We start from the raw sequence: 24,856 nt of genomic DNA, 5'->3' as shown, positions 1-24,856 counted from the left end.
GTGTCCGCCTCCCGGCGCGGGTGCATGGAACTGTGTCTGGCGGGGCGCTGGCTACACGCTGATACAAAGTAAACGCCCCGGCAGGTGCGGGGCGTTCGGTTCAGGCGGCATCGACCGATTGGCCATAGACCGCGCAGGTCGTTGGTTGCTCGGCCAGCGAGACGAAGGTGCGGCGATCCGCTGTCAGGGCATCGATGGAGCCGGTCTCGATGTCGTAGACCCAGCCGTGCAGATTGAGCAGGCCTTTTTCCTGGGCCAGGCGCACGCTCGGGTGGGTCTGGATGTTCGCCAGTTGCGCGATCACGTTCTCGCGCACCATCGAACTGAGCTTGGCGGCGTCATTGGCGTGTGGCCGTGATTCGTTGACCACTTTCGCCGATTCTGCGTGTTGCAGCCAGCCGCTGACGGCGGGCAGGTGATCCATGCATTTGCACTGGGCGATGGCGGTCATCGCCCCGCAATCGGAGTGGCCGCAGATCACGATGTCGGTCACGCCGAGCACCGCTACCGCGTACTCCACCGTCGCGGAAACGCCGCCCGGGTGCGGGCTGTAGGACGGCACGATATTGCCGGCGTTGCGGATCACGAACAGCTCGCCGGGCTCCTGTTGCGTCAGCAGCTCGGGCACGACACGGCTGTCGGAGCAGGTGATGAACAAGGTGCCTGGCGTCTGAGTGGTCGCCAGATACTTGAACAGTTCGGTACGTTGCGGAAAGGCTTCGCTCTGGAACTTCAGGAAGCCTTCGATCAGGTTTTTCATGGTGTTGTCCTCTCAGTTCGAGCAGCCAGTACCGAATTCGCTGTATTGAAGAATGTGTTTTGCGCCGTGACTGTCCAGGTAGGTCATCTCGACCGGCACTACGCCGCAGATATCGGCCACCGGGGTGATGCTCACAACCTGCGCGATGTCCAGTTGCATGCCGTAGCGATAGGCAACGACCTCTTCATCAGCCTGGGCCTGGGCGGCGAGGCCGGCGAGCAGGGCCAGGGTCAACAGAAATTTTTGCATGGGGCAGCCTCCAGACGGATGTGGTGACGACTTGGCAATTCAGGTTGGGGTGGGCCCGCACGCGGGGTGCGAGCCCGGACGGGTCAGAACGGACGCAGCGGGAGGAACTTGCCGTCGAGGGTGACCACAGCGCGGGAGCCGCCTTCAGGGTCTTCGACTTTCTTGATGTCGAGCTTGAAGTTGATCGCGCTGATGATGCCGTCACCGAACTGCTCGTGAACCAGTGCCTTCAGGGTGGTGCCGTAGATCTGGATCATCTCGTGGAAGCGGTAGATGGTCGGGTCGGTCGGCACACCGTCGAGGCTGCCGCGCAGCGGGATGATTTGCAGGGCGGCGACGTCTTCGGCGCTCAGCTCAAGCTTGTCGCCGACCACTTCGGCAGCGGCTTTTGGCAGCGGGTGCTGGCCGAGCAGGGCGGCGGTGACGTAGGCCAGGCTCAGACCGGTGCCGTCGGCCAGATCCTGCCACGACAGATTCTTCTGCGCTTTGGCGTCCAGCGCGCGGGTGGTCAGGGCGATGCGGCTGTCGTTGTAGGCTTGGGATTGCATGGTGCTTCTCCTTTCGGGGTTGGCTTGCTGTGTGGGGTTCATCTTCTGCTGCTTGATCCATAGCGTCCAAGACCGATATACAATGCAAAGCATAAGTACAGCCTATAGATGGAGCGTCCCATGCTGCTGCGACATTTGCGTTACCTGCTGGCCGTGGCCGATCACGGCGGTTTCACCCGGGCGGCCGAGGCGCTGCACGTGTCGCAGCCGACCCTGTCGCAACAGATCCGCCAACTGGAGGAAAGCCTGGGGGTGGAACTGTTCGACCGCACCTCGCGCTCGGTCAGACCCACCGATGCCGGCGAGGCCTACATCGAATGCGCGCGGCGGGTGCTGGTGGAACTGGAGGCGGGCAAGCGTGCGTTGCATGACGTGAAGGACCTGTCCCGAGGCTCGCTGCGCCTGGCCATGACGCCGACGTTCATGGCGTATCTGGTCGGGCCGTTGGTGCGTGATTACGTGGCGCGGTATCCGGGGATCCACCTGGAGATTTTCGAGCTGTCGATGGATGACATTGAGGCCGGGCTGGCAGATGACTCGCTGGATATCGCAATTGCCTTTACCCCGGTGCGCAGTCCCGACATTGAGTGCATTCCGGCATTTGTCGAGACGCTGGGGGTGATGGTCGGGCGTGAGCATCCGTTGTATGACAGTGCTGCAGTGCTGACGCCGGATGACATTGCGCAACTGGATTTCGCGCTGTTGACGCCGGATTTCATTACGCGCTTGTCGATTGATGAGTATTTCCGGCAACACGGCACCACGCCCAAGGTGCAGATCGAGGTGAACTCGGTGAGTTCGTTGCTGGAAGTGATCCGGCATGCGCCGATTGCAACCATGCTGCCGGAGGCGATTGCCACCGAGGATCGGGTGTTGCGCCGTTTACGTGTGGAGAGTGAGGCGCCGCAGCGAGGGGCGGCGTTGTTGCGGCGCAAGAATAACTATCACAGTGCGGCGGCGGTGGCGTTCATGGAAATGGTGTTGGAAAAACGTTCATGAACAGGGTTTGCGATCAATAAAAAAGGGCCTGCTCCTTATCGGAAGCAGGCCCTTTTGTTTACTGAAGTTGCAACTTAGCAGAACCGATCAATCACCCGGACTTCATTCTTGTTCTGCATCGAGTCCCACGCCTGTTTCAGCGTTTGCAGAACATTACCGATGAAGTCCTTGTCGGCCGCGGCTTTCTTGCCGACATAGCCTTGGCCACGGCGGTACATCTTCAGGCGGGCCAGCAGGTTCTGGTTGTTCCGGTCGAACTCTTCTTCACCAGCATGGGGCGACAGGCAGTCGATATGGACCTGACCCGACTTGCTGATCCACAGAATATGGCTGTCGTGGCTGTCTTTTTTTGCCGCGAACATACGAGCCAGTTCTTCGATAGTAGGTTGATTGTTCAGATTCATGATATTGCCCCTTGACCAGTCTGGTGATCTTTCAAAGTTGATTCGCTAATACAGGTAGCCCATCGGTTAGTTGATCCCTGGCACCGAAACCAGGACGTCAGCGGTCGCCCGTGTGAAGTACGGGGTCATGCATCTGTTGCATGTAGTCGTGTTGAATAACTGCTACGCAATAGCGTCACAACGAGGAGAAGCAGCGAAAACCGGGAGGCTCCTTGACGACGTTTTCAGGGTCGACCACAAGCGTCTTGAGAATTTTCGCCAGCGCTTCTCGTCCTTGTACTGGACGTTCAGGCCAGGTCAGCTTCTTCAATCTGCCTTGTGGGCAGCGTGTATCCGGAAAAAACAGCCCGGCGGTCAGACGAGCTTGCTCAAGCGTGTTACCAGCGCTCCCGATCGGGGAGACGTCTGCATCATGCAAAAGCCAAACGACGCCGTCAACGGTTTTGTAGTGATTATTTTTGGTCACTACATATTGTCGGACAAAGTCATTCCGGAATGAGAAAAGGGTGATTCAGGCAGCGGCAGAGGGGCTGCCAAGGCTGTAGAAAGTGCAGGGATAGCCATCGACGATGCGTTGCTGGCGGGTGAATTCGCCGCCACTCAACTCGTTGATCACCTTCGCCCAGAAGCGCCGCGCCGGCAGGTTGGCGTCGACATGGAAAATCTGCCATCGCCCGGGCAAGTGGCTCAAGAGGGCGGAGGCGACAAACTGCGCGACGCCTTGGCCACGCCAACGCCTGCTGACGAAGAAATAGCCGATGTTGTAATCGGCGCCTTCGATGAGAAGGTGGTCATCGACGGTCACGAAGCCTGCCAGTTCGCCGTCGACGTGGATCAGGAACGGTCGGGTTCCCGGCTGGCGCCAGTAATCGTCCTTCATCTGGATCGGGAAAAAACCATGCTCTGCGAGCTTCAGCGGCAGCCATTCGCTGAAGTCGTAGGTGTAGAACTGCATGAGGTTTTCAAGGGTGTCCAGTTCGTCGCGCCGGGCGACGCGCAGTTCGATGACAGACATGCCGCGGGCTCCTGACAATCACCTGCACAAACAGTAGCGCGCAGCGATTTATTTGGCAGCCGGTTTTGCAGGGCGTTTGCCGGTGCCGGTGGTTTTGCGTCGGGTGGTCTTGCGTTTGTTTTTCCAGGGGGCAGCGGCCTTGCCTGCAGGTGGTGGGCCGCTGATGGTCAGGCTCAGGCCGGCGCAACGGCTCACCTGCTTGCTCATCCACGCAGCCTGTTTGGTGACGAACGCTTCCAGGCTCATTTCTCCGCTCTGCACCATGTCCAGCGCCTGTTCCCAGATTGCCGTCGTACCCGGGTCGGCAATCGCCCGGGGCACCGCGTCGATCAGGCTGAACGCGGCAGGTGTGGCGGACAGGGCCTTGCCGTTCTTCATCAGATAACCGCGATCCAGCAAGCCTTGAATGATCGAAGCACGGGTGGCCTCGGTGCCGATGCCGGTGGTGTCCTTGAGTTTCTGCTTGAGCAGCGGGTCTTCCACCAGTCTGGCGACGTTCTTCATCGCCTTGATCAGGTCGCCTTCGGTGTAGGGCTTGGGTGGCTGCGTCCACAGGTCTTTGAGCTTCACGTCGGCCACGGCGCACTCGGCGCCCTGCGTCAGCGTCGGCAGGGTTTGTGGTGCAGGGGCTTCACGGCCCTTGGCCGGGGCCAGCGTTTCCGGCAGCGCGCGTTTCCACCCTGGCTCGATGATCTGCTTGCCGACGGCGCGCAGGGCTTCACCGGCGCAGTCGAAATCGGCCTGGGTGCGGTCGTATTCATGATTGGGCAGAAACTGCGCCAGATATCGCGCACGAATCAAGGTGTAGACCGCACGGTGCTTGCCGGTCAGACGTTCCAGATGCTTCGCGGCAGCGGTGGGAATGATGCCGTGGTGGGCGCTGACCCTGGCGTCGTTCCAGGCGCGGGAGCGGCGCTGCGGTTCCAGATGATCGCGCAAGGCTTCCAGGCCTGGATCCGCCTGACGCAGTGCCGCAAGAATCCCCGGTGCCTCGCCGTGCTGGCTCAGGGGCAGGTAGCCGCAATCGCTGCGGGGGTAGGTAATGACCTTGTAGGTTTCGTAGAGGGCCTGGGCGATGTCGAGGGTTTCCTGGGCGCCGAGGCCGAGCTTCTTCGAACAGACTTCCTGCAAGGTGCCGAGATCGAAGGGCAGGGGGGCCACTTCGCGCATGCGCTCGGTACGCAGTTTGACCACCCGGGCGCTGGCAGCGCTGCTGATTGCGGCGGCCGCTCGCTGGGCCAGTGCCTGATTGAGGCAACGTTCCTGATCGTCGCAGGCATCGCCCGGTGCGCGCCACTGTGCCGTGAACGGCGTGCGATCGTGCAGCAATTGCACATCGATGGCCCAGTACGCCACCGGCACGAAGTCGGCAATGCTGCGGTCGCGATCCACCACCAGTCGCAAGGTCGGCGTCTGCACCCGGCCCACCGGCAACACGCCTTGATAGCCCGATTGCCGGCCGAGCAGGGTGAACAGGCGACTCATGTTCATCCCGATCAGCCAGTCGGCCCGTGAGCGCCCCAGGGCCGAGTGATACAGGCTGAAGGTTTCGGCGCCCGGTTTGAGCGCCGCCAACGCCTTGCGAATCGAGGCTTCGTCCAGTGCCGACAGCCACAAGCGGCGGATCGGCCCGCGATAGCGGCAATGCTCCACCAGTTCCCGGGCGATCATTTCGCCTTCACGGTCGGCGTCAGTGGCGATGATCAATTCGCTGGCCTCGCCCAGCAGGCGCTTGACCGCCTTGTACTGGCTGGCGGTGCGCGGCTTGACGGTCATTTTCCATTGGTCGGGGATGATCGGCAGGTCCGCCAGCACCCAGCGTTTGTAGCGGGCGTCGTAGGCATCGGGCGGCGCGGTTTCCAGCAGGTGGCCGATGCACCAGGTTACCGTGACGTCCGTTCCCAGCCAGCAGCCGTCGCCCCGGCGTCTGGCGCCCAGCACGGCCGCAATATCCTTGGCCTGGGAAGGTTTTTCACAGAGGTACAGCCGCATAACCACCCTCGTCGATCATTGCCCGCAGAGGCGCACAGAATGGCCTGAGTCGGGCGCCGGGGCAACTTTTATCTGTATGGATATACAGATAAAAGGATTGCCGGTCATGACAGCCTGCGCCGGGGCAATCGGGGACGCTATCGAGAAATCGAATGGCACTCACGCCCGGCACTGTGTCAGGTTCGACTCGCCTCAACAGGGCGAGTGACAGGACGATTTCGCCAGAAGATCGCCGTTTTACTGTCTGACACTGACTCTTTAGCAACAAGGACGTACACCATGTCTCAACCTTCCTCCCAGGCCAGCAGCGCCTTCACTGCCGTCGACGCTTTCAGCCACCTGTATGACCGCGGCACCGGAACCGTCAATGGCAAACCGTCGTTCACCGCCGACCAGGCCGCTGACGAAATCCTGCGCAAGGGGATGTCGTGGCAGGACAAGAATGCCGACGGCAAGATCGATCTGACTTATACGTTCCTCACCGAAAAACCGTCGAACTACAACCCCAAACTGGGCAACTTCAGCGAGTTCAGCGCTCTGCAGAAGGCCCAGGCCGTGCTGTCGATGCAGTCCTGGTCGGACGTGGCCAACGTCACCTTTACCGAAGGCAAGGGCGGCGATGGTCACATGACCTTCGGCAACTACGATGTCAGCACCGGCGGCGCGGCGTTCGCCTACCTGCCGCAGGGCAGCAGCTATGACGGTCAGTCGTGGTACCTGATCAATGATCAATATCAGGTCAACAAGACTCCGGGCACCAACAATTACGGGCGCCAGACCCTGACCCACGAAATCGGTCACACCCTCGGCCTGTCGCATCCGGGCGCCTACAACGCCGGCAATGGCAATCCGACCTACAACGATGCCAAGTACGCCGAAGACACCCGCGGCTACAGCCTGATGAGCTACTGGAGCGAAGCCAACACCGACCAGAACTTCAGCAAGGACGGCAGCGGCGCGTATGCCTCGGCACCGTTGCTGGACGACATCGTCGCCGTGCAGAAACTCTACGGCGCCAACTACGAAACCCGGGCCGATGACACCGTGTACGGTTTCAACTCCAACGCTGGTCGTGATTACTACAGCGCGACTTCCAACGCCTCCAAACTGGTGTTCTCGGTGTGGGACGGCGGCGGTAACGACACCCTGGATTTCTCCGGCTTCAGCCAGAACCAGAAGATCAACCTCAACGAAGGGGCGTTCTCCGACGTCGGCGGTCTGGTGGGCAACGTGTCCATCGCCTATGGCGTGACCGTGGAAAATGCCCTTGGCGGTTCCGGTAATGACTTGTTGATCGGCAACAGCGCGGCCAACGAACTGATCGGCGGTGCCGGCAACGACATCATCTACGGCGGTGGCGGCGGCGACACGCTGTGGGGCGGTGAAGGCGCGGACACCTTCGTGTTCGGCGCAGCCAGTGATTCGACCATGACCGCACCGGACTGGATCATGGATTTCACCAGCGGTCTGGACAAGATCGACCTGTCCGGGATTGCCGGTTTCGCGTCGGGTGCGGCCACGCTGAACTTCGTCAGCGGCTTCACCGGGCATGCGGGCGACGCGATCCTCACTTACTTTGCTCAGACCAACCAGACCAGCCTGATGATCGACCTCACAGGCCAGGGTTCAGTGGACTTTGCAGTGGGTGTGGTGGGGCAGGCCGTGGCGAGCGATATCGTCGCCTGACCTGAAAACGGAAAACCGCAGCCCTCAGCGGCTGCGGTTTTTTATGAGCGGAAAAACCGTTCGGCTGCGAACCCGACGGGATCGCGCCGCATGGGTTATACCTGAACCGGTCTCTCAGCCGTTGTCAGGAGCACCCGATGAAAACCTCCGGTCCCAGTCCCGTCATCACCATCGCCGAGCAGCCAGGCTGCGTATTGGTGAAGTTCCACGGCATTCAGGTCGCCGCCTCGGCCCGAGCACTGGTGCTGCTTGAAGCCAACTATCCGCCGGTCTACTACATCCCCCGCGAAGACATCGACGAAAAGTATTTCACCCGCACTGACCACACGAGTTATTGCCCCTACAAGGGCGACGCCAGTTACTTCAGTCTGCAAGTGCCCGGACATGAAGGGGCGAATGCGGTGTGGACCTACGAACATCCGAAGATTTCGGTCAGCCAGATCAAGGACTACGTCGCGTTCTATCCCAATCAGGTGAAGTTTGAATTGCTGGGGGCGGAGGTCTGAACGCATGCACATGTGATAAGCCAGCCTATCCTGTGGCGAGGGAGCTTGCTCCCGCTCGGCGGCCCAACCGTCGCAAAAAACTGGAGCGCGACATTGCAGGTATCGGAGTCGCTTCGCGACTTGGCGGGAGCAAGCTCCCTCGCCACAGGGGATAGTTTCCGACTCTTCCTACGTTGTTCGCAGCGACAGATCTTTAGCTCAGGCACTAGTTTTGATGGAGGTATTCATCATCAGAGACGTAACTAAATGCCTGTACGACCACAATCACATCGACTTCGACGAGGGCGTTGTTCCGAAGTCGGACGCGCTTACCTGATCACCACAGTGGTGTACCGACGCCGAAGGATTTTTGAGGATTGGCGATTGGGGCGTTTGCTGGTGAACGAGCTTCGACGATGTCACGAGCGGAAATGGGTAAATTCGATTGCATGGGTGGTCATGCCGGATCATTTACACTGGCTGGTTCAGCTTGAAGACGTTGGGTTGGAGCGCCTCATGCAGACGGTCAAGTCGCGCAGCACGCTGACGATCAATCGCGCACTGAAGCAAAGAGGCGCATTCTGGCAAACCGGTTTTCACGACAGGGCGATCCGCGATGACGAAGACCTCAAGCCATTTGCCCGCTATATCGTGGCCAATCCTTTGCGAGCCGGCCTGGTCGAACGTATTGGTGATTATGCTTTGTGGGATGCCTGTTGGCTCCCAACTTGAATTTTGAACTGACTCAAACCGTGGCGAGGGAGCTTGCTCCCGCTCGGCGGCGCAACCGTCGCAAAAACCTGGAGCGCGACATTGCAGGTATCGGAGTCGCTTCGCGACCTGGCGGGAGCAAGCTCCCTCGCCACGGATGATCTTCAGTGCTCGTATTGACCTGGTTACTCAGTTCTTGTCGAGGTCGATATTCTTCGTTTCACGCAGGCAGAGCATCCCCACCACCAGGCTTACCCCGGTAATCAGCACCGGGTACCACAACCCGTAGAAAATATCCCCGGTGTACACCACCAGCGCAAACGACACGGTCGGCAGGAAACCGCCGAACCAGCCATTGCCGATGTGATACGGCAGGGACATCGAGGTGTAGCGGATGCGGGTCGGGAACAGTTCGACCATCAGCGCCGCGAGCGGGCCGTAGCACATGGCGGAGAGGATGATCAGCGCGACGATCAGGGCCACGATCATCGGCTTGTTGATCTGCTGCATGTCAGCCTGCTGCGGGTAGCCGGCGAGGGTGATGGCGCCGCGCAGGGCGGCCTCGTCGAAGCCGTCGAGTTTCACATCGCCGACGCTCACTTGCACCGCGCTGCCGGCAGGCGCTGCGACGCTGGAGTAGGGCAGGCCCTGCTTGACCAGGAAGGTCTTGACCTTGTCGCATGGACTGTCGAATTTGGCCTTGCCCACCGGATCGAACTGGAAGGTACAGGTGGCCGGGTCTGCCACAACGGTGATCGGCGCCTGTTGGCTGGCCCGGTCGATGGCCGGGTTGGCGTAGTGCGCCAGGGATTTGAAGATCGGGAAGTACAGTGCCGTGGCCAGCAGCAGGCCGAGCATCAGCACCGGTTTACGCCCGACCTTGTCCGACAGCCAGCCAAAAAAGATGAAGAACGGCGCGCCGATCACCACACTGATGATCAACAGACTGTTGGCCACCGCCGGATCCATTTTCAGGAACTGAGTGAGGAAGAACAGCACGTAGAACTGCGCGGCGTAGAAGGTCACCGCCTGCCCGGCGTTGATGCTGAACAGGGCGATGAGGACGACCTTCAGGTTTTCCCATTTGCCGAAGGATTCGCGGATCGGCGCCTTGCTGGCCTTGCCTTCCTCTTTCATCTTCAGATACGCCGGCGACTCATGCAGGCTCAGGCGAATCCAGGTGGAAATCCCCAGCAGCACGATCGACAGCAGAAACGGAATGCGCCAGCCCCAGACTTCGAACTGATCGCCGGTGAAGTAGCGGCAACCGAGCACCACCAGCAGCGACAGCAGCAGACCGAGGGTCGCGGTGGATTGAATCCAGCTCGTATGGAAACCCCGTTTGCCGATCGGCGCGTGTTCCGCCACGTAGGTCGCGGCGCCGCCGTATTCGCCCCCCAGGGCCAGGCCTTGAAGCATGCGCAACACCACGAGAATGATCGGCGCAGCGATGCCGATACTGGCGTAGGTGGGCAACAGACCCACTGCGAACGTGGCCACGCCCATCAGAATGATGGTCGCAAGGAAGGTGTATTTGCGTCCGATCATGTCCCCCAACCGACCGAACACCAGCGCCCCGAACGGCCTCACGATGAAGCCTGCGGCAAACGCCATCAGCGCGAAGATGAACGCCGTGGTGTCGTTGACCCCGGCGAAAAACTGCTTGCTGATCACCGCCGCCAGGGCGCCGTAGAGGAAGAAGTCATACCACTCGAACACCGTCCCCAGGGACGAGGCGAAGATGACCTTTCGGGTATCGGAGCCGGCGTCCGTACTGCGCACGGCGTCCAGCGACTGAGCGTGTTCTGACATATCGGTATCCCTCACAGTGATTGTTTTTGTTGTTTCCACTGGTGTTGCGTGTCCGGGTGATGCGCGATGTCCGTGAATCTGATGCGGGTCATTTGTGGGAGGGGGCTTGTTCCCGTAAGCGGTGTGCCATTCAACTCACTGTCGAATGATCTGCCGCTTTCGCGGGCAAGTCGAATCGTCGCACCGCCGCTCCCACAGGTGTTGCTTGTGAAGCGTTGAGAATCAGCTGTGCCGCTTTTTCAGCAATCATCAGCGTAGGCGAACAGGTGTTGCCCGAGGTAATGCGCGGCATGATCGACGCATCGGCAATTCTCAGCCCCGGCACACCATGCACGCGCAATTGCGCATCGACCACGGCATCCGCGTCGTTACCCATGCGACAGGTGCCGACCGGATGGAAAATCGTTGTGCCGATCTTCGCCGCCGCTTCGTGCAGTTGCTCTTCGGTTTGCAGGCTCACGCCAGGCAGGTATTCCACCGGGTTGAAGGGTTGCAGGGCCGGGGCGCCGACGATGCGACGGGTCAGGCGGATCGCGTCGGCGGCCACGCGCAGGTCTTCGGGATGGCTCAAGTAATTGGGCTGGATCAGCGGTACCGTTTGTGGATCAGCGGAGCGAATTTCGATGCGGCCACGGCTTTGCGGGCGCAAGTCACACACCGATGCAGTGAACGCGGGGAAGCTGTGCAACGGCTCGCCAAAGCGTTCCAGCGACAGTGGCTGCACGTGATATTCGAGGTTGGCCGAGGTCTGCTCGGGCCCCGAGCGGGCAAATGCGCCCAGTTGACTCGGCGCCATCGACAACGGCCCGCTGCGGTCATACAGATAGCGCAGGCCCATGCCCATCTTGCCCCACACACTGCCGGCGATCTGATTGAGGGTGCGGGCGTTTTCCAGTTTGTAGATCAGCCGCAATTGCAGATGATCCTGCAGGTTGCCGCCGACCCCCGGCAGTTCATGCGCCACGCCGATCCCGAGTTTTTCCAGCAGCGGACGCGGGCCGATTCCGGAGCGTTGCAGAATGCTCGGCGAGCCCACGGCGCCGGCGCACAACACGATCTCCTTGCGCGCCTTGAAGCTTTTCACCTGGCCTTGCCAACGGGCGCTGACCCTTGAGGCACGACCGTCCTCGAACAGCACGCGATCCACTTCGACATCGGTCAACACCGTGAGATTGGCTCGGCCCCGGATCGGTTTGAGAAACGCCTTCGCCGCATTCCAGCGCACCCCGGCTTTCTGATTGACCTGAAAGTAACCGCAACCCTCGTTGTCACCCTGGTTGAAGTCATCGATGCTGGCGATGCCGCTTTGCTCGGCAGCGCTGCGGAAGGCGTCGAGAATCGGCCACGACAGGCGCTGGCGTTCGACCCGCCATTCCCCCTTGTCGCCATGAAATTGCGCCGCGCCGGCGAAGTGGTTTTCGCTCTGCTTGAACAGCGGCAACACGTCATTCCAGGCCCACCCCGGATTGCCCTCGGCGGCCCAGCCGTCGTAGTCGTTGGCCTGTCCACGCATGTAGATCATGCCGTTGATCGACGAGCAGCCACCCAACACCTTGCCGCGTGGATAACTCAGTGCGCGGCCATTGAGGCCCGGTTGTTCTTCGGTCTTGAAGCACCAGTCGGTGCGCGGGTTGCCGATGCAGAACAGGTAACCCACGGGGATGTGAATCCACGGATAGTTGTCGCGTCCGCCGGCCTCCAGCAACAGCACACGCCGCTGTGGATCCGCCGACAGCCGATTGGCCAGCAAACACCCGGCCGGCCCGGCGCCGACCACGATGTAATCGAATTCATCGAGGGACGTCTGCATTCCCTGACCTCGCTTATTGTTTTTGTTGTCAGTCATCCTAGTTGTTAGCTTTCGTCAAAAGAATGTTAGTTTTTGCGCAGCCGCTGTGCGTTTTCAAACAGCCCTTCCTGACGATAGCCGACAAGGACAAGCCATGTTCGACTGGAACGACCTGCGGTTCTTTCTTGAGTTGCAGCGCAGCGGCCGGCTGCTCACCGCTGCCCGCCGCCTGAATACCACCCACGCCACCGTTGCCCGGCATATCGAGGCCATCGAAAAAAGCCTCGGCACCGCGCTGTTCGTCCAGCACGCTCAAGGCTACGAAATGACGCCGGCGGGGGAGGCGCTGCTCAAGCACGCCGAGGCCATGGAAAACGTCGCGCTGCTGGCCCAGGAGGAAATCACCCAATCGACGGCGCCGCTGGGCAAGATCCGTGTCGGCGTGACGGAAGGACTGGGCATCATGTTCCTTGCCAGTCGCATGATCGGCCTGTTCGAGCGTTATCCGGGATTGGAAGTGGAGCTGGTGGCGGTACCGCGCTTCGTCAGCATCCTCAATCGAGAGGCGGAAATCAGCATTCACCTGGAACGGCCGGCGGCAGACATGCTGGTCACGCGCAAACTCACCGATTACCGACTCGCGCTGTACGCCAGCCAACGCTATCTGGACAGCGCGCCGCCACTGCACAGTCGCGAAGATCTCGGACGGCATGCGTGGATCGGCTATGTCGATGATCTGCTGTTCAGTCAGGAGTTGATGTTTCTCAACAGCTTCTGCCGCAATCCGAGGGTGGTGTTTCACAGCACCAGCGTGATTGCCCAGCAAGAGGCGGCTCGTTCGGGGTTGGGGATTGCGGTGCTGCCTTGTTATATGGCGGCGTCGGATCCGGATCTGGTGGCGCTGTTGCCGCAGGAAAGTATCGAGCGCAGTTACTGGATCAGTACGCGGCGGGAGCTGCACAAATCGGTGCGATTGCGAGTGGTCTGGGATTATGTGGTGGGGGTGTGTGAAGGCGAGCGCGAGTTGTTGATGGGACCCTGACGGGCAGCTGTTTCATGCAACTAAAATCCCCTGCAAAAGGTCATTCGATTTGCAGAGGTTGAGCCATCTCGCAGAACCTCCACAACGAAGACGCTTCCCGTGGCCAATCACCTCGATCGCCGTAACAACCTGTCCCTCGACAGCCTGAATTTCTTCCTCGCCGACGTGCGTGACGGTCTCGGCCCCTATCTGGCAATTTATCTGTTGGCGGTGCATCACTGGGAGCCGGCAAGTATCGGTCTGGTCATGACGATTGCCGGGATCGCCGCGCTCATCACGCAAACCCCGGCGGGTGCACTGGTCGACAGCTCGCATTTCAAACGGGCGCTGATCGTGATCGCGGCACTGGTAGTCACCGGAAGCTGTCTGTTGCTGCCATTCGTGACCTCATTCAGCCTGGTGGCCCTGACCCAGGCCATCAGCGCCGCTGCCGCTTCGATCTTCGCACCGGCCATTTGTGCAATCACTCTGGGGATCACCGGGCCTCGTGCCTTCACGCGAAGGACCGGGCGCAACGAAACCTTCAATCACGCCGGCAACGCTTGTGCCGCATTGTTGGCCGGTTTGTCCGCGTACCTGTTCGGCCCGGTCGCGGTGTTTTATCTGATGGCGGTCATGGCGCTGGCCAGTGTGATTGCCGTCTCGTTCGTGTCGGCGGATGCCATTGACCACGATCTCGCCCGTGGGTTTTCACCCAGCGAAACGGGGCAGGGCAAGCGACCTTCGGGCCTGTCCCTGTTGCTGACCAACAAACCGTTGCTGATGTTTGCGGTTTGTTGTGGGCTGTTTCACCTGGCGAACGCGGCGATGTTGCCGCTGGTGAGTCAGAAACTGGCACAAGCCAATCTGCAGATGGCCACGCCACTCACCTCTGCCTGCATCGTCGCGGCGCAGATGGTGATGGTGCCTGTTGCGTTGCTGGTGGGGGCGAAAGCCGACGTGTGGGGGCGCAAGCCATTGCTGCTGGCGGGGTTCCTGATCCTGCCGTTGCGCGGGGTGTTGTATGTGCTGTCCAACGATCCGTGGTGGCTGGTTTCCGTGCAATTGCTCGATGGCATCGGCGCGGGGATTTTCGGCGCGCTGTTTCCGGTGGTGGTGAAAGACCTGACGCTGGGCAGCGGGCACTTCAATGTCAGTCTGGGTGCGATTACGACAGTGTTTGGACTGGGCGCGGCATTGAGCAACAGCCTGGCCGGGATTGTGGTTCAAGAAGCCGGGTACAGCGCTGCGTTCCTGACGTTGGCGGGGGTCGCGATGGCGGCGCTGGTGCTGCTTTGGGTGGCGGTGCCGGAGACCGTACCAAGGGTTGCGCTGGAGTGCCGGCACACTGGGTGAGGCCCGACTCTTTGAGTACAGGTCTATATCCCGGCCAAAACCGCACGGGATCCGGCCTGTTCCGAATCCCGTGCGCCGGTGATGCCTTGCCGTTTCAAGCCGCGACCGGAATCGGGCCGGCGGCTTGTTGTTTCCAGGCTTTGGGTGACATGCCTTCCGCTTTGGCGAACGTACGGCAGAAGTGAGATTGATCGCAGAACCCGCATTCCAGTGCGATCTCTGTGAGCAGCATCGAGGAATCCTTCAATAACGCCCTGCTTTTCATGACCCGCTGTTCACGCAGCCATTGTTGCGGGGACATCCGGGTGCTTTCCTTGAACAGGCGGGAAAAATGACTGCGTGACAATGCGCAGGCTTCGGCCAGTTCAGTCACGGAAATGCCGGTATCCAGTCTGTCCAGCATCAGTTGTTTGGCTGTTCTTATCTGCCAGGATTTGAGCTGTCCGGCCGAAGTCAGGGCGAGCGTCGCCAGCACGGTAGATTTATCCATGTTCATACACATCCGGAAATTCAGGTAACAGGATGCGTGCGGCTGACCCGACTCGGTCGACACCACACACGTTACAAGTCTGTCAACAGCCCTGGGCCCGGCGATGGTTCAGACAGAGGTATCGCCCTGACCACAAGTGCGTTCCTCAGCGTCATTGCTGAGGGCGAGCAAAAGATAACGAAACAAAATGTTTATTGGTGGCGCACTTTTGCGCTCTTGTGGGCTCATTTTTGCGCCACAGTGTGCGTGTTTGCGCTGCTAGCATTCGCCCACCCCTATGGATCAGATCGATCCCTCATGCAGGAGAATGCAATGGCAGCTTCACAACCGCTCGACAGGCAAACCGCTTACTGGGGCGTGCCCTGGGAGGAGGCCTATGGTTATCCGCAGGCAAGGCGGGCAGGAAACGAGATCTACGTATCAGGCCAGTTCAACCATGACGAGGAAGGAAACCTGGTCGCCCCGGCGCCGCTGGACGCCGACGGAAAACCCAGTGATTTTTCTTCGATGGGAGAACAGATGCGTGTTTCCTACGACAACATCGCGAAGTTGCTCGCCTTGTATGGCGCAACCTTGCAGGACGTTGTCGAGGAAACGCTCTACGTGCTGGACATGGATGCTGCCTTCGCGGTTGTCGGCAAAGTGCGCAAGGCCGCCTATGGCACCGAGCGGCCTCAGTGCGCGAGCAATATCATTGGCGTGTCGAGACTTGCCCAACGTCCGCAACTGATCGAGATCGCATGCAAGGCCGTGATTGGCGCGAAATAGATGAGCTGCACTCCCGGTTTCGATTCAGGTCACCGGGAGTATCGACTGCCCCTCGACCAGGGCTTTCTGACTGGCCACGGCAGCGGCGCAGAAGGTCATGAATGCCTTGACCCGCCACGATTTTCGAATGTCCTGGTGAGTCAGCAGCCACAACTCATCCTGAAGCTCAGGCACCACCGGCCCGGCGCGCATCAGCCCCGGCGTGATGTCGCCCAGCATGCAGGGAAGGAATCCATATCCCAGACCCGCCGCGATGGCCACGCTGGCCGCCGCAACGGAATCGGTGCGGTACGCGATGCGCTCGGCAGCGACCCGGCTTTCGACGTAACGGGTCGCTCTCAAACCGCTGAGCGCTGAGGAGTACGACACCCATGCCTGGCCCTCTTCGAAAAGTGGCCCCGTCGTCATCTGCCTGTCGCAGCAATAGGGTGCCCAGGCGATGTTCGCCAGCTTGCGGCCCACCAGGCTTTCGGCAGGTTTTCTCGTCGCCCGGATGGCGATATCCGATTCATCCCGGGCGAGGCTGAGGGTTTCATTGCCGACCAGCACCTCGATGGTGATGCCCTCATTCAGGGCCTTGAAGTCGGCGATGATGGGGGTGAAGAAGTACAGCAGCAGCGAGTCGCTGGTGGTAATTCGAAGTTTGCCGAGGGGGCCCTGACCCGAACGTGAAACACGCCGCGTGACGCTGACGATATCCAGTTCCACCCGTTCGGCGAGTGCCCGCAGCTCGGCACCCTCGGCGGTGAGCAGATAACCCGACTTGCGATGATCGAACAGCGCGACGCCGAGCGTGCGCTCGACTTGAGTGATCCGGCGCGAAACGGTCGATACATTGATGCCAAGCTTCTTCGCCGTGGCTGAACGGTTGCCGCAATCACTGAGCGTCTTGATGATGCGCAAGTCGTCCCACGAGAGCTGACCGGCAGCCTCGCCTGCGTCCCACTTTTTACCGTCAGGGGGAGTCGGAGCCTTTTCAGTTGGCGATTTCACACAGATCGTTCCAGATACGAGGGCGCTGATGATACGAGAAGAGGTGGGGGTGAAGCAGCCATATTGTTCCGATGACGCGTAGGGCGTTCGAGCCTGGGAAAGCCTATCTTGGCGGCTGATTTTTTCCAGTTGTCAATAGCACAGTTGAGCGACTGTGTGGGTGGCGGCGCGGTGGTAGGCTTCCATGGCGTCATTCTGTGCAAGCACCCGGTCTGTTCAGTTCGGTGATAAACGCAGTTCAGGCCAGTGCATCAGTCTCATGTCAGATAACTGAAAGGATTCGAACATGAAAAAGCCCATCACTGCTCTGGCCGTATCCGCAACCCTCGTTTTCACCGCCGCCGTTGCAAATGCTTCCGTGCATCCGACGACCATCAACGCTCCCCAGCCTGTCAATCAGGTTACAGCTTCGACTGATACGCCGTTCAGCACTCCTCAGGCAGTCGGCAAAATCCAGATGGCCAGCCTGGCCAGAAGTTGCTCCGACGAGCGATATTCATGGTGGGAGTACAGCGGTTGGGAAATCGTTGGCTGTCTCGTAAGCGGCCAGTGGTGATCATCCCGAAAGACTGGTGCGTGACTCGCGTAGTGAGTGCGCACCAGCGTCTGTGACATTACCGGTTGCGAGCAGCGCTTTCAGATATGCAACCACGCCAATGATCCCAACACGACCCCCAGACCCGCCGCCCCAAACGAGACGCGCCTGAGCCATTCCTTGCGCGTCAGCAGGGTGATGGCTGCCAGTGAAATGGCGATTTGAATCGCGGTCATGGCCTGGGCCCAGCGGTGATGCTGATGAAGCGCCTGTTCTGATTTCTCGTCCCATGCTCGCGCCTGCTGCTCGAGTGCTTCCGCCTTTATTCGGGCTTGCTCTTTCTGCTCTGCGTAGCGACGAGCCTCGGCAACATAGTGAGCGGAATCCAGCCCCGGCAGATGGCTTGCCAGTTCCGACAGGTTCTGCCGGCTGGACTTGGCCTGATAGTAGTTCCACTCGTTGGCGGCTTCGGTCTTCTGGATGGCGGCGTTGTTTTTGTCCATGGCCGCTTCGCTTTCCGTCGAACCGGCCTGATAGCTCATCAGGGCGCCGACCGTCGCCATGACTGCTGTCATGACCGCAATCTTGCTGGCAAAGCGATCGCCTTTGGCATGGGCGTGATGGGTGGTGTGTTCGATATGTTGCTCGTGAGGACTCGGGACTTCGAACGCTTCAGGCATGACTTTCGGACTTGGGTGGGTGAAGGAACAGGAGCGGATTATGCAGGTCGGCCGGCTTTTTAGACATACAGGGTCGACGGCATTTGGCCGATAGTGGACGGCCGCATGGTTTGTTTCCGCGGGACTGCGAAACAGTCTCTTTTGTGCGAAGTTAAACGCAGAAAAATAGCCTGTTTAAATGATGGCTTCTCTTGTGGGCTGCTACCCACAATGGCTTGCGTCACCCCCTACAGCTGAGACAGAATCCGCCGGCTTGTGCGTCTGGGGCTCCCCCCGTAACTTGATTCCCGTCACTGCTTTTCAGTGATCGGGTCTGCAAGCCCGCCGGAAAAACCAGTCGCACAGCCCTGCCAAAAGGACGCTCGTTTGTGTCCGCTCAATGGCGGCTTTGTGCGGGAGACCCTCGGGTCTGCCGGGTGCCTGGTTTCCCGGTCTTGCAGACCCGCACTTGGCTGCCACCCATCATCTGCAAGTGATGCTGGTAGCTCCTAATCAAAATCAGGAGTTTCACCATGATCAAACCAACACCCAATCCCCCAGAAACCGATCCGGTCTCACCCTACAAATTCCCTGACTCCCGAACCCTGAACGAGGCAGCCGAACGCGCCCTCGACCATTACCTGACCCCGCAACAGCGCATCATGGGCAGTCACACCACACACGACCCCATGTTCCTGGCCAACCCCGCCTACAACAGCGAATCCCTGTTGGCCAACGCCAGCGAATCCCTCGATTCCGCCAGCGAAATGCTCAGCAACTTCGCCGCCATCCTTGAGCCGGCACATCGCAAGACTGCTCTGGGCATTGCCCAAGTGGTCATGGTCGCAGGGCTGGCCGTGAATCAGGCGCTGGATAATGTGGAACTGAAGGCGTGAGCCAATCCTGCCGGGGCGAAGGGGGACTCGTTCCGGCAGGAAGCAGAACTCTGGCACAGAGCCATGCCTTGCGTCAGCTCGCTTCGACTGTCACCCTCCGGCCCGTTCTAAAAGGATCAGAACAAGGAATCAAGGATTGAGTGGCTACGTTCCCAACCCGCCTAAAAATTTCCGCAACACCGGCACCAAACCCGTCGATATTCATGCCCAACGTTGGGCTGAGTATGAGAAACACGGGAGAGAGCCTGCGCGTGAGCCTGAAAAAACTGGCATAGCCCTGCGGATCGGAGTGTTCTTCGATGGTACGGGGAACAATGCCAACAACGCTGCGGCCGGACTTCTGTGCGGCGCTCATCATCCGATTGCGGCTAAAGATATCGATGCTAGCTGCAAGCCATATATGAGCGATCCGGATAGTAGCTATGGCAATGATGTCAGTAACATCAAAAAGCTCAGTGAGCTGTACGACGCAGTTCCGGTAGCACAAGCGGGACGAGCCTCTCGCGTTGTCTACGTCGAAGGTATCGGTACTCGATCCGGAGAAAAAGACAGCACATTCGGTGCTGGTACGGGGCGAGGGGAGACAGGAGTTGCCGGGCGAGTCGAATCCTCTTTTCCCATGATTCAACAAGCAATCAATCGAGTTCTGGAAGATAACCCAGGCAGTGAAATCATCTCACTAACGTTCGATACGTTCGGTTTCAGCCGTGGTGCGGCTGCCGCACGTCATTTTGCTAACGAAATTGTTCGTGGCAGTCGCGGTCCTCTCGGTCATGTGTTGCGAAATCTGCCCAGAGCCCTCAGCTCCAAATTCAATGACCAATACAAAAGCGATATCAATATGGGGTTTATCGGCTTATTCGATACAGTACCCTCGATAGCCGGTTGGTCAAATTTGGGAGATATTAAAAGCCCAATCGCGACGGGTATCAAACTTTACCTTGATCGTCGCTTTTTCACTGATGTCGTCCAGTTGGTTGCTCGTGATGAGCGCAGAGCCAACTTCGCACTCAGTCGCGTCAAGCCGGATCATCTGGAGGTTACTCTGCCTGGAGCGCATTCCGACATCGGTGGCGGGTATCTGGAGGACGCGCAGGAGTGTGTTCTTGTAAGCCCGATGCAAACACTCATCGTGCCCCTGAACACCGACGTCGTGACAACCTCGATCTATAGGGATGCGGTTAACGTTAGAAACCAGTGGTTATCCAAAGGATGGCCTGCAGACATGCTTGAGGTTGTGACTCCTGAAGCTCTTATCGTGCCGAACAGTCCGCAGGATCGGCTGAGTCCAAGCGCTAAACGTGTTTACGCAGCTGTACAGCTCAGGCGTCCGGTGAGCGGTATGCTATCCAGGGTTTACCTGAGAGTGATGCACCATCTGGCAAAAGAGAAAGGCGTTCGCTTCAACGATATTCCTGACACGCCCGACTTGATCATCCCAGCAGAACTTCAAACTTTGTGTGATCGGTTCGTTGCGGGTGACTACAGCACCACGCCTGAAGAGGAGCAACTGCTGAAACTCAAGTACATTCACATGTCCGCAAACTGGAACCATCCACTCGGCCGCAGAGATGGCAGCGGAATAAATGCGGTATACATCAACGCCCCGACGGCCGACACCGTCCGCGTGCTGCATCCCCACGTACCTGATTGGACGCTTTGGTAATGAGAGTTCTTGTAACGCTGCTTTGTGCTTTGTTCACGCTTGGATGCCAATCTGCGGATCCACTGTCTGCCAAAAACGACCCTAAGTCCGAGTCGTGGGAGCTCGCGTTTACTGAGCCTTACTACATGAAAGTGTGGGTGGAGGACAGTGCCGTCGAAGATATAAACGGCAAGCTGTTCAAGCGTACGGGGGGAGGTACAGCCGCTGGCGGGGAGCCTGAAGACGGTAAAGAGTCTGCACGAGGCTGGCACGCGGTGGGTGCTGCTGCAAAGCCAGTGATTGGTGCCGATCTCCCCAAGCGCATATACGTACGGTGGCAATCGATAGTAGAACCTCAGACCTATCGTGTCTGGTTGGATGTACCCGAGGAGGCCAGACAACTAATGCAGACTTCGGTCAATCAGCGTTGCCCGGAAACTCCAAAGGAACAAGCGAGTTACTCCGCTTCTATCTATCTGGGGCTGGCTCCAGGTGGGGTTGTACAAGTCTGGGTCAGAGACTCGTGTCATCACCCGGTCAAAGTGGCCCGAGCCCAGGCCGAGATCGAGCCGTTAGGTCCGAGTCAGGGTAAGAATGAAGGACGTTACGCATATCCGATCAGTGAAAAGTCCAGGCGCTATATCGATAAATTCGGTATTCCGTACGGAAGTTGGTAACGCTTGAAAATCAGGGATAGGGGAAAATAAATCCGTCCCCAATTTTTGAGTCCGAATGCGGGATGCTGTTTTGAAAATAGTGAAATCTACTCGCTTTGATGATGTCGACCATGACCTTGGATATGAATACCGTGGTTATAACTACGATATGCAGAGCGGAGATGATGTGTTTCTGGTTAGGGTTTACGATGACGAGCCCGGACAGGCAACGGTAGTGCGTCCGACTTCAATGTCTAAAAACGAAAACCTTGGAAAGCTTGTCCAGTTCTTACGATCCGAACTGGGAGTGTACAGGGTCTTGCTTTACAAGGAGGATGTTGGAGGATACGCCGAGATTGATCTTGATGGTTTGACATTTTATCCATCCTGAAGTCGGTCTCGTAGCAGGAAGAGAGCAGATCTGCTTCTCGAAAATAAATCTGTCCCATTATGTGTTTTTGTTGAACATGTCATACACCTATTTAGCCAGCTCTTCTGGTGATGTTGTCTCTTTTCTCTATACGTCATAACCGCGATCTCGTGCAACGATAGCCAGCTTTCCTGAGTCGAAAATTTCAATATATGGCCCGCCAAACTCATCGACTTCAGTGGTCAGGGGGAAGCTGTTGTACGGGTTTCTCTGTTCAATCGCATATTTGAAAAAACAATCGATTATTTGTTTTAGCTTTATGGCCAGGTCCTCTTGTTATTTTTCCGAGAGCAGCGCCAGAGAGAATCTTTCAGTCCGTCAGCAATTGATGTCAACCGCAGTACTTCCTAACCGCTCCCCATTAACCATCACATGCACCGCATGCTTCCCCGCATAATGCTTCCGCGTAGTGAAATCCTTGATCACCTGCCGCCGCGCCACAACTTCACTCCCAAACCCCGCCAAATCCAACGTCTTCAACTTGAATACCTTGGCCGAAGTCCCGCCATTGGCCTTCACATAGTCAATCGCATAATCAATCACCAATCGCTGTTCATCTGGCACCAACGATCGAATGGTAAATGACAAGGTGATGGTCTCTCCAAGCTGCACCACCGCTGGCTCCACCTTCACATCCAGCAACTCGACCTCAGCCCTCGCGCCTGCACCAATAACAGTGAGCGCCCGCATATCGCCCTGTTTGATCAAGTTCCGCAACGCATGCTTCGCAATCCACGCCGTGTGCCTGTTCTCCAGTGCCCACCCCTCAACCGTATCCAGCACCCATTCCGGGTGTTCCTTGGTCACGTCATTCAAATGGTTCGCCACGGACTTGCGCACGTATAGACTCTCGTCCGCTTTCAACCGGTCAAGAATCCCGGCGGCCAGGTGCGGGTCTGCCTGCACCGGCTCCAGGCGAAACGACCACGGCAGGCGAGGGCGGCTGCCTTCGCTGGCGAGGCGGCGGACGTGGTGGTTTTCGTCTCGTGCCCAGTCGTGCATCCGTTCCAGCGAGCGTTCCAGGTCGCTGCGCAGGAAGTGGCGGATGGCGAATTCGGAGGAGCCGAAGGTGGTGAAATATTTCAGCGCTTCCATCGAAGTGTCGAACGCGTGCGCACCGTAGCTCGCTACATAGTGCGGCAGGCACATGCAGACGAAGCCGCTGTTCAGACGTGGCGCGAGTTCGCGCAGGACGTCGAGGGAATCGGCGTAGTCCAGTGGCAGCACGGCGTGCAGGCTTTCGCTGACGCGGGCCATGCGTTGCATGACCGAGAGGTCGGCGAGGCCGTCGTTGGCGTACTTGAGAAAGGCCTTGGCCTTGAACGCCGGGTATACGGCGCTCATTTCGCTGGCAATGTGTTGCAGGCGTTCGGCGTTGAAGATTTCTTTCAGGGCCGGGGCGGCGGTTTCGGTGGTGCTCATGATCAGGTCATCGGGGTGCTGATGAACGCTTGAAGGCCTTCGGCGTACGCGGTGTATTGGGCGATGCGCGGGAAGCGTTCAGCGTCGATCTGATCGGGAACGACGAGGCCGGTGAAGCTCCAGGCGACGGCGAGGGTGATGCCGTCCTGCTGAAGAGTGCCATCAGTGGGCAACGGATGTTTTTGCAGTTCGTGTTCAAGGGCAGTGAAAGCGGCGGCCAGCTGGCTTTCGACCCGTTCGACCCACGGCTGGTATTGAATGTCGGCCGGGCGCAGGTTGCGTTCGTAATAAAGCTGCACGGCTTTTTCGCAAGCGGCGAGGCCGAGGCCGATCAGGCGCAGGGCTTTTACCCGATGGGCGAGGTCGGTGGGCAGCAGGGTTTTGCCGGACAGGGCTTCGAGGTAGTCGAGGATCAGCGTCGAGTCGAGCAGCACTTCGCCGTCGTCGAGGACCAGAGTCGGCGCCTTGACCACCGGGTTGATCTGCCGGAAACGCTCGAAATGGCGAAACACCGACACTGGGTCGTGTTCCAGTTCGATCCCCAGGCATTTGGCGGAGATTGCCACGCGGCGCACGTAAGGGGAGTCCAGCATGCCGATCAGTTTCATGACGCGTTCCTTCAAGTCAAACCGGGGGAGGGCATAACGTAGCCGAGGTTGGGGAGATTGTCAGTCCTGAAAGCGGTTTGATTCTGCGGTCGATGTTTGTAAAGAAATGCGACAAAGCGCCGCTCATCCACCGTTTGTCTTCTATATACAGCCGCTCGACTGAATTTCTTGCTATAAACGCACTCCGATGAGCACCGTGAAGCCTGTGTCAGAGGGCTTTGCGGGCGTTGTCGGACAAATTCCCGGTATTTAGAGTTGCTGAGGCCTCAATCGGGCCTTAGACTGCCGCCCCTTCGTAAATTGAGTGCCGGGTGGCGTTTGCAATAAACGATGCCTTTCCGATGACCGCAGACGGTTCGCCGGAACGCTCCCAAATTCGCCTTAATGCACGTTTTTTATAGAGATATCAATGACAAAGGACAAGTTGCTGGCCATGCCGGCAGATGACTACATGAATGCCGAGCAACACGCTTTCTTCACCGAGCTGTTGCAGAACATGAAAGTCGAAACCCATGAGCGCATTGAGCAGAACCGTATTGCCATCGAGAGCCTGGATACCCCGGCCGACCCGGCGGACGCCGCCTCGGTGGAAGAAGAGCGTACCTGGTTGGTGAACGCGATCGATCGTGACCAGCGCATGCTGCCTCAGCTGGAACAAGCCCTTGAGCGTATCAAGGAAGACAGTTTTGGCTGGTGCGACGACAGCGGCGAGCCGATTGGCCTGAAACGTCTGCTCATCAGCCCGACCACCAAGTACTGCATCGAAGCTCAAGAGCGTCACGAGCAGATCGACAAGCACCAGCGTCAGGCCTGATTTCTGAGGCGACCGCTTTCAAAGCGGGTCGTCGCGAAAAGATCGCAGCCTTCTGCAGCTTTTGTTTTAAAGCTGCAGAAGGCTGCGATCTTTGCTTTTTCTCGTCCGCCGCA

At 58.8% G+C, this 24,856-nt stretch carries 27 protein-coding genes; 13 read left to right on the top strand and 14 right to left on the bottom strand.

The window, feature by feature from the left end; all coding sequences use genetic code 11:
- Positions 1-100: 100 nt before the first annotated feature.
- The 3 genes from NWV16_RS16430 to cynS all read right to left on the bottom strand — a co-directional run bounded on the left by NWV16_RS16430 (position 101) and on the right by cynS (position 1,557).
- Positions 101-760, bottom strand: a complete 660-nt coding sequence (locus tag NWV16_RS16430; protein WP_260519908.1) for a carbonic anhydrase — start codon at positions 758-760, stop codon at positions 101-103.
- Positions 761-772: 12 nt separating this feature from the next.
- Positions 773-1,009: a DUF2790 domain-containing protein gene (locus NWV16_RS16425; RefSeq protein ID WP_260519907.1), complete on the bottom strand. Its 237-nt coding sequence runs from the start codon at positions 1,007-1,009 to the stop codon at positions 773-775.
- Between the two features lie 83 nt (positions 1,010-1,092).
- Complete coding sequence (gene cynS / locus NWV16_RS16420) at positions 1,093-1,557, bottom strand: cyanase (RefSeq protein ID WP_011334741.1); 465 nt, start codon at positions 1,555-1,557, stop codon at positions 1,093-1,095.
- Between the two features lie 120 nt (positions 1,558-1,677).
- Here cynS and cynR point away from each other — a divergent pair, with 120 nt between their 5' ends.
- Entirely contained in the window at positions 1,678-2,556 is an 879-nt protein-coding gene (gene cynR / locus NWV16_RS16415) for a transcriptional regulator CynR (RefSeq protein ID WP_260519906.1), read from the top strand.
- 74 nt (positions 2,557-2,630) lie between these two features.
- On the opposite strand, the gene NWV16_RS16410 is transcribed toward cynR, so the two are convergent.
- From NWV16_RS16410 to NWV16_RS16395, 4 genes are all read right to left on the bottom strand, one after another.
- Positions 2,631-2,960, bottom strand: a complete 330-nt coding sequence (locus NWV16_RS16410) for a hypothetical protein (RefSeq protein WP_260519905.1) — start codon at positions 2,958-2,960, stop codon at positions 2,631-2,633.
- Between the two features lie 175 nt (positions 2,961-3,135).
- Positions 3,136-3,426, bottom strand: a complete 291-nt coding sequence (locus NWV16_RS16405) for a hypothetical protein (protein ID WP_260519904.1) — start codon at positions 3,424-3,426, stop codon at positions 3,136-3,138.
- 45 nt (positions 3,427-3,471) lie between these two features.
- Positions 3,472-3,975, bottom strand: coding sequence for a GNAT family N-acetyltransferase (locus NWV16_RS16400; protein ID WP_260519903.1), 504 nt, complete (start codon positions 3,973-3,975; stop codon positions 3,472-3,474).
- Between the two features lie 48 nt (positions 3,976-4,023).
- The gene (locus NWV16_RS16395) at positions 4,024-5,967 is read right to left on the bottom strand and encodes a DNA topoisomerase III (protein WP_260519902.1); all 1,944 of its coding nucleotides are present in this window, start codon (positions 5,965-5,967) and stop codon (positions 4,024-4,026) included.
- A gap of 279 nt (positions 5,968-6,246) precedes the next feature.
- Between NWV16_RS16395 and NWV16_RS16390 the strand changes: the two genes are divergently transcribed.
- The 3 genes from NWV16_RS16390 (at position 6,247) to NWV16_RS16380 (ending at position 8,870) form a co-directional block, all read left to right on the top strand.
- Positions 6,247-7,653: a serralysin family metalloprotease gene (locus NWV16_RS16390; protein WP_260519901.1), complete on the top strand. Its 1,407-nt coding sequence runs from the start codon at positions 6,247-6,249 to the stop codon at positions 7,651-7,653.
- A 137-nt stretch (positions 7,654-7,790) separates the two neighbouring features.
- A complete protein-coding gene (locus NWV16_RS16385) occupies positions 7,791-8,159 on the top strand; it encodes a DUF427 domain-containing protein (protein ID WP_260519900.1) in 369 nt (122 codons plus the stop codon).
- 246 nt (positions 8,160-8,405) lie between these two features.
- Positions 8,406-8,870 carry an REP-associated tyrosine transposase gene (locus NWV16_RS16380; protein WP_260519899.1) on the top strand — a complete coding sequence of 155 codons (465 nt, stop codon included), beginning with the start codon at positions 8,406-8,408 and terminating at the stop codon, positions 8,868-8,870.
- A 168-nt stretch (positions 8,871-9,038) separates the two neighbouring features.
- On the opposite strand, the gene NWV16_RS16375 is transcribed toward NWV16_RS16380, so the two are convergent.
- Together NWV16_RS16375 and NWV16_RS16370 are read right to left on the bottom strand one after the other, a co-directional pair.
- On the bottom strand, positions 9,039-10,661 hold the full coding sequence (locus tag NWV16_RS16375; protein ID WP_260519898.1) for an MFS transporter: 1,623 nt from the start codon (positions 10,659-10,661) through the stop codon (positions 9,039-9,041).
- Positions 10,662-10,791: 130 nt separating this feature from the next.
- Positions 10,792-12,471: a GMC family oxidoreductase gene (locus NWV16_RS16370; RefSeq protein WP_260519897.1), complete on the bottom strand. Its 1,680-nt coding sequence runs from the start codon at positions 12,469-12,471 to the stop codon at positions 10,792-10,794.
- Between the two features lie 133 nt (positions 12,472-12,604).
- Between NWV16_RS16370 and NWV16_RS16365 the strand changes: the two genes are divergently transcribed.
- Together NWV16_RS16365 and NWV16_RS16360 are read left to right on the top strand one after the other, a co-directional pair.
- A complete protein-coding gene (locus tag NWV16_RS16365; RefSeq protein WP_260519896.1) occupies positions 12,605-13,492 on the top strand; it encodes a LysR family transcriptional regulator in 888 nt (295 codons plus the stop codon).
- Between the two features lie 99 nt (positions 13,493-13,591).
- Complete coding sequence (locus tag NWV16_RS16360) at positions 13,592-14,827, top strand: MFS transporter (RefSeq protein WP_260519895.1); 1,236 nt, start codon at positions 13,592-13,594, stop codon at positions 14,825-14,827.
- 94 nt (positions 14,828-14,921) lie between these two features.
- Here the strand turns inward: NWV16_RS16360 and NWV16_RS16355 are convergent, their stop codons facing one another.
- A complete protein-coding gene (locus NWV16_RS16355) occupies positions 14,922-15,323 on the bottom strand; it encodes a helix-turn-helix domain-containing protein (RefSeq protein WP_260523544.1) in 402 nt (133 codons plus the stop codon).
- Positions 15,324-15,629: 306 nt separating this feature from the next.
- On the opposite strand from NWV16_RS16355, the gene NWV16_RS16350 reads away from it, so the two are divergent.
- Entirely contained in the window at positions 15,630-16,085 is a 456-nt protein-coding gene (locus tag NWV16_RS16350) for a RidA family protein (protein ID WP_065260992.1), read from the top strand.
- A 24-nt stretch (positions 16,086-16,109) separates the two neighbouring features.
- Here NWV16_RS16350 and NWV16_RS16345 read toward each other — a convergent pair whose 3' ends face one another.
- Complete coding sequence (locus tag NWV16_RS16345; protein ID WP_260519894.1) at positions 16,110-17,078, bottom strand: LysR family transcriptional regulator; 969 nt, start codon at positions 17,076-17,078, stop codon at positions 16,110-16,112.
- 286 nt (positions 17,079-17,364) lie between these two features.
- On the opposite strand from NWV16_RS16345, the gene NWV16_RS16340 reads away from it, so the two are divergent.
- The gene (locus NWV16_RS16340; protein WP_065260994.1) at positions 17,365-17,634 is read left to right on the top strand and encodes a hypothetical protein; all 270 of its coding nucleotides are present in this window, start codon (positions 17,365-17,367) and stop codon (positions 17,632-17,634) included.
- A gap of 80 nt (positions 17,635-17,714) precedes the next feature.
- Here the strand turns inward: NWV16_RS16340 and NWV16_RS16335 are convergent, their stop codons facing one another.
- Complete coding sequence (locus NWV16_RS16335) at positions 17,715-18,293, bottom strand: DUF4337 domain-containing protein (protein ID WP_260519893.1); 579 nt, start codon at positions 18,291-18,293, stop codon at positions 17,715-17,717.
- Positions 18,294-18,805: 512 nt separating this feature from the next.
- Between NWV16_RS16335 and NWV16_RS16330 the strand changes: the two genes are divergently transcribed.
- The 4 genes from NWV16_RS16330 to NWV16_RS16315 all read left to right on the top strand — a co-directional run bounded on the left by NWV16_RS16330 (position 18,806) and on the right by NWV16_RS16315 (position 21,860).
- Entirely contained in the window at positions 18,806-19,168 is a 363-nt protein-coding gene (locus NWV16_RS16330) for a DUF6124 family protein (protein WP_260519892.1), read from the top strand.
- Positions 19,169-19,304: 136 nt separating this feature from the next.
- A complete protein-coding gene (locus NWV16_RS16325) occupies positions 19,305-20,834 on the top strand; it encodes a T6SS phospholipase effector Tle1-like catalytic domain-containing protein (RefSeq protein WP_260519891.1) in 1,530 nt (509 codons plus the stop codon).
- Positions 20,834-21,490, top strand: coding sequence for a DUF2931 family protein (locus NWV16_RS16320; protein WP_260519890.1), 657 nt, complete (start codon positions 20,834-20,836; stop codon positions 21,488-21,490). Before NWV16_RS16325 ends, NWV16_RS16320 begins: the two co-directional genes overlap by 1 nt.
- 55 nt (positions 21,491-21,545) lie before the next feature.
- The gene (locus NWV16_RS16315; RefSeq protein WP_260519889.1) at positions 21,546-21,860 is read left to right on the top strand and encodes a hypothetical protein; all 315 of its coding nucleotides are present in this window, start codon (positions 21,546-21,548) and stop codon (positions 21,858-21,860) included.
- Positions 21,861-22,217: 357 nt separating this feature from the next.
- On the opposite strand, the gene NWV16_RS16310 is transcribed toward NWV16_RS16315, so the two are convergent.
- Positions 22,218-23,321: a DNA alkylation repair protein gene (locus NWV16_RS16310; protein WP_260519888.1), complete on the bottom strand. Its 1,104-nt coding sequence runs from the start codon at positions 23,319-23,321 to the stop codon at positions 22,218-22,220.
- Positions 23,322-23,323: 2 nt separating this feature from the next.
- The gene (locus NWV16_RS16305) at positions 23,324-23,929 is read right to left on the bottom strand and encodes a glutathione S-transferase (RefSeq protein WP_260519887.1); all 606 of its coding nucleotides are present in this window, start codon (positions 23,927-23,929) and stop codon (positions 23,324-23,326) included.
- A 409-nt stretch (positions 23,930-24,338) separates the two neighbouring features.
- Between NWV16_RS16305 and NWV16_RS16300 the strand changes: the two genes are divergently transcribed.
- Positions 24,339-24,743, top strand: coding sequence for a TraR/DksA family transcriptional regulator (locus NWV16_RS16300; protein ID WP_065260998.1), 405 nt, complete (start codon positions 24,339-24,341; stop codon positions 24,741-24,743).
- Positions 24,744-24,856 lie beyond the last annotated feature (113 nt).

This window comes from Pseudomonas sp. BW7P1 (assembly GCF_024981055.1).
In the GTDB taxonomy this organism is placed as follows: domain Bacteria; phylum Pseudomonadota; class Gammaproteobacteria; order Pseudomonadales; family Pseudomonadaceae; genus Aquipseudomonas; species Aquipseudomonas bananamidigenes.
This window is presented reverse-complemented; position numbering and strand designations above follow the sequence as displayed.

Coding starts and splice junctions, on each gene's coding strand:
- NWV16_RS16430 (WP_260519908.1), bottom strand. CDS start 760: ATGAAAAACCTGATCGAAGGCTTCCTGAAGTTCCAGAGCGAAGCCTTT.
- NWV16_RS16425 (WP_260519907.1), bottom strand. CDS start 1,009: ATGCAAAAATTTCTGTTGACCCTGGCCCTGCTCGCCGGCCTCGCCGCC.
- cynS (WP_011334741.1), bottom strand. CDS start 1,557: ATGCAATCCCAAGCCTACAACGACAGCCGCATCGCCCTGACCACCCGC.
- cynR (WP_260519906.1), top strand. CDS start 1,678: ATGCTGCTGCGACATTTGCGTTACCTGCTGGCCGTGGCCGATCACGGC.
- NWV16_RS16410 (WP_260519905.1), bottom strand. CDS start 2,960: ATGAATCTGAACAATCAACCTACTATCGAAGAACTGGCTCGTATGTTC.
- NWV16_RS16400 (WP_260519903.1), bottom strand. CDS start 3,975: ATGTCTGTCATCGAACTGCGCGTCGCCCGGCGCGACGAACTGGACACC.
- NWV16_RS16395 (WP_260519902.1), bottom strand. CDS start 5,967: ATGCGGCTGTACCTCTGTGAAAAACCTTCCCAGGCCAAGGATATTGCG.
- NWV16_RS16390 (WP_260519901.1), top strand. CDS start 6,247: ATGTCTCAACCTTCCTCCCAGGCCAGCAGCGCCTTCACTGCCGTCGAC.
- NWV16_RS16385 (WP_260519900.1), top strand. CDS start 7,791: ATGAAAACCTCCGGTCCCAGTCCCGTCATCACCATCGCCGAGCAGCCA.
- NWV16_RS16380 (WP_260519899.1), top strand. CDS start 8,406: ATGCCTGTACGACCACAATCACATCGACTTCGACGAGGGCGTTGTTCC.
- NWV16_RS16375 (WP_260519898.1), bottom strand. CDS start 10,661: ATGTCAGAACACGCTCAGTCGCTGGACGCCGTGCGCAGTACGGACGCC.
- NWV16_RS16370 (WP_260519897.1), bottom strand. CDS start 12,471: ATGCAGACGTCCCTCGATGAATTCGATTACATCGTGGTCGGCGCCGGG.
- NWV16_RS16365 (WP_260519896.1), top strand. CDS start 12,605: ATGTTCGACTGGAACGACCTGCGGTTCTTTCTTGAGTTGCAGCGCAGC.
- NWV16_RS16355 (WP_260523544.1), bottom strand. CDS start 15,323: ATGAACATGGATAAATCTACCGTGCTGGCGACGCTCGCCCTGACTTCG.
- NWV16_RS16350 (WP_065260992.1), top strand. CDS start 15,630: ATGGCAGCTTCACAACCGCTCGACAGGCAAACCGCTTACTGGGGCGTG.
- NWV16_RS16340 (WP_065260994.1), top strand. CDS start 17,365: ATGAAAAAGCCCATCACTGCTCTGGCCGTATCCGCAACCCTCGTTTTC.
- NWV16_RS16335 (WP_260519893.1), bottom strand. CDS start 18,293: ATGCCTGAAGCGTTCGAAGTCCCGAGTCCTCACGAGCAACATATCGAA.
- NWV16_RS16330 (WP_260519892.1), top strand. CDS start 18,806: ATGATCAAACCAACACCCAATCCCCCAGAAACCGATCCGGTCTCACCC.
- NWV16_RS16320 (WP_260519890.1), top strand. CDS start 20,834: ATGAGAGTTCTTGTAACGCTGCTTTGTGCTTTGTTCACGCTTGGATGC.
- NWV16_RS16315 (WP_260519889.1), top strand. CDS start 21,546: ATGCGGGATGCTGTTTTGAAAATAGTGAAATCTACTCGCTTTGATGAT.
- NWV16_RS16310 (WP_260519888.1), bottom strand. CDS start 23,321: ATGAGCACCACCGAAACCGCCGCCCCGGCCCTGAAAGAAATCTTCAAC.
- NWV16_RS16305 (WP_260519887.1), bottom strand. CDS start 23,929: ATGAAACTGATCGGCATGCTGGACTCCCCTTACGTGCGCCGCGTGGCA.
- NWV16_RS16300 (WP_065260998.1), top strand. CDS start 24,339: ATGACAAAGGACAAGTTGCTGGCCATGCCGGCAGATGACTACATGAAT.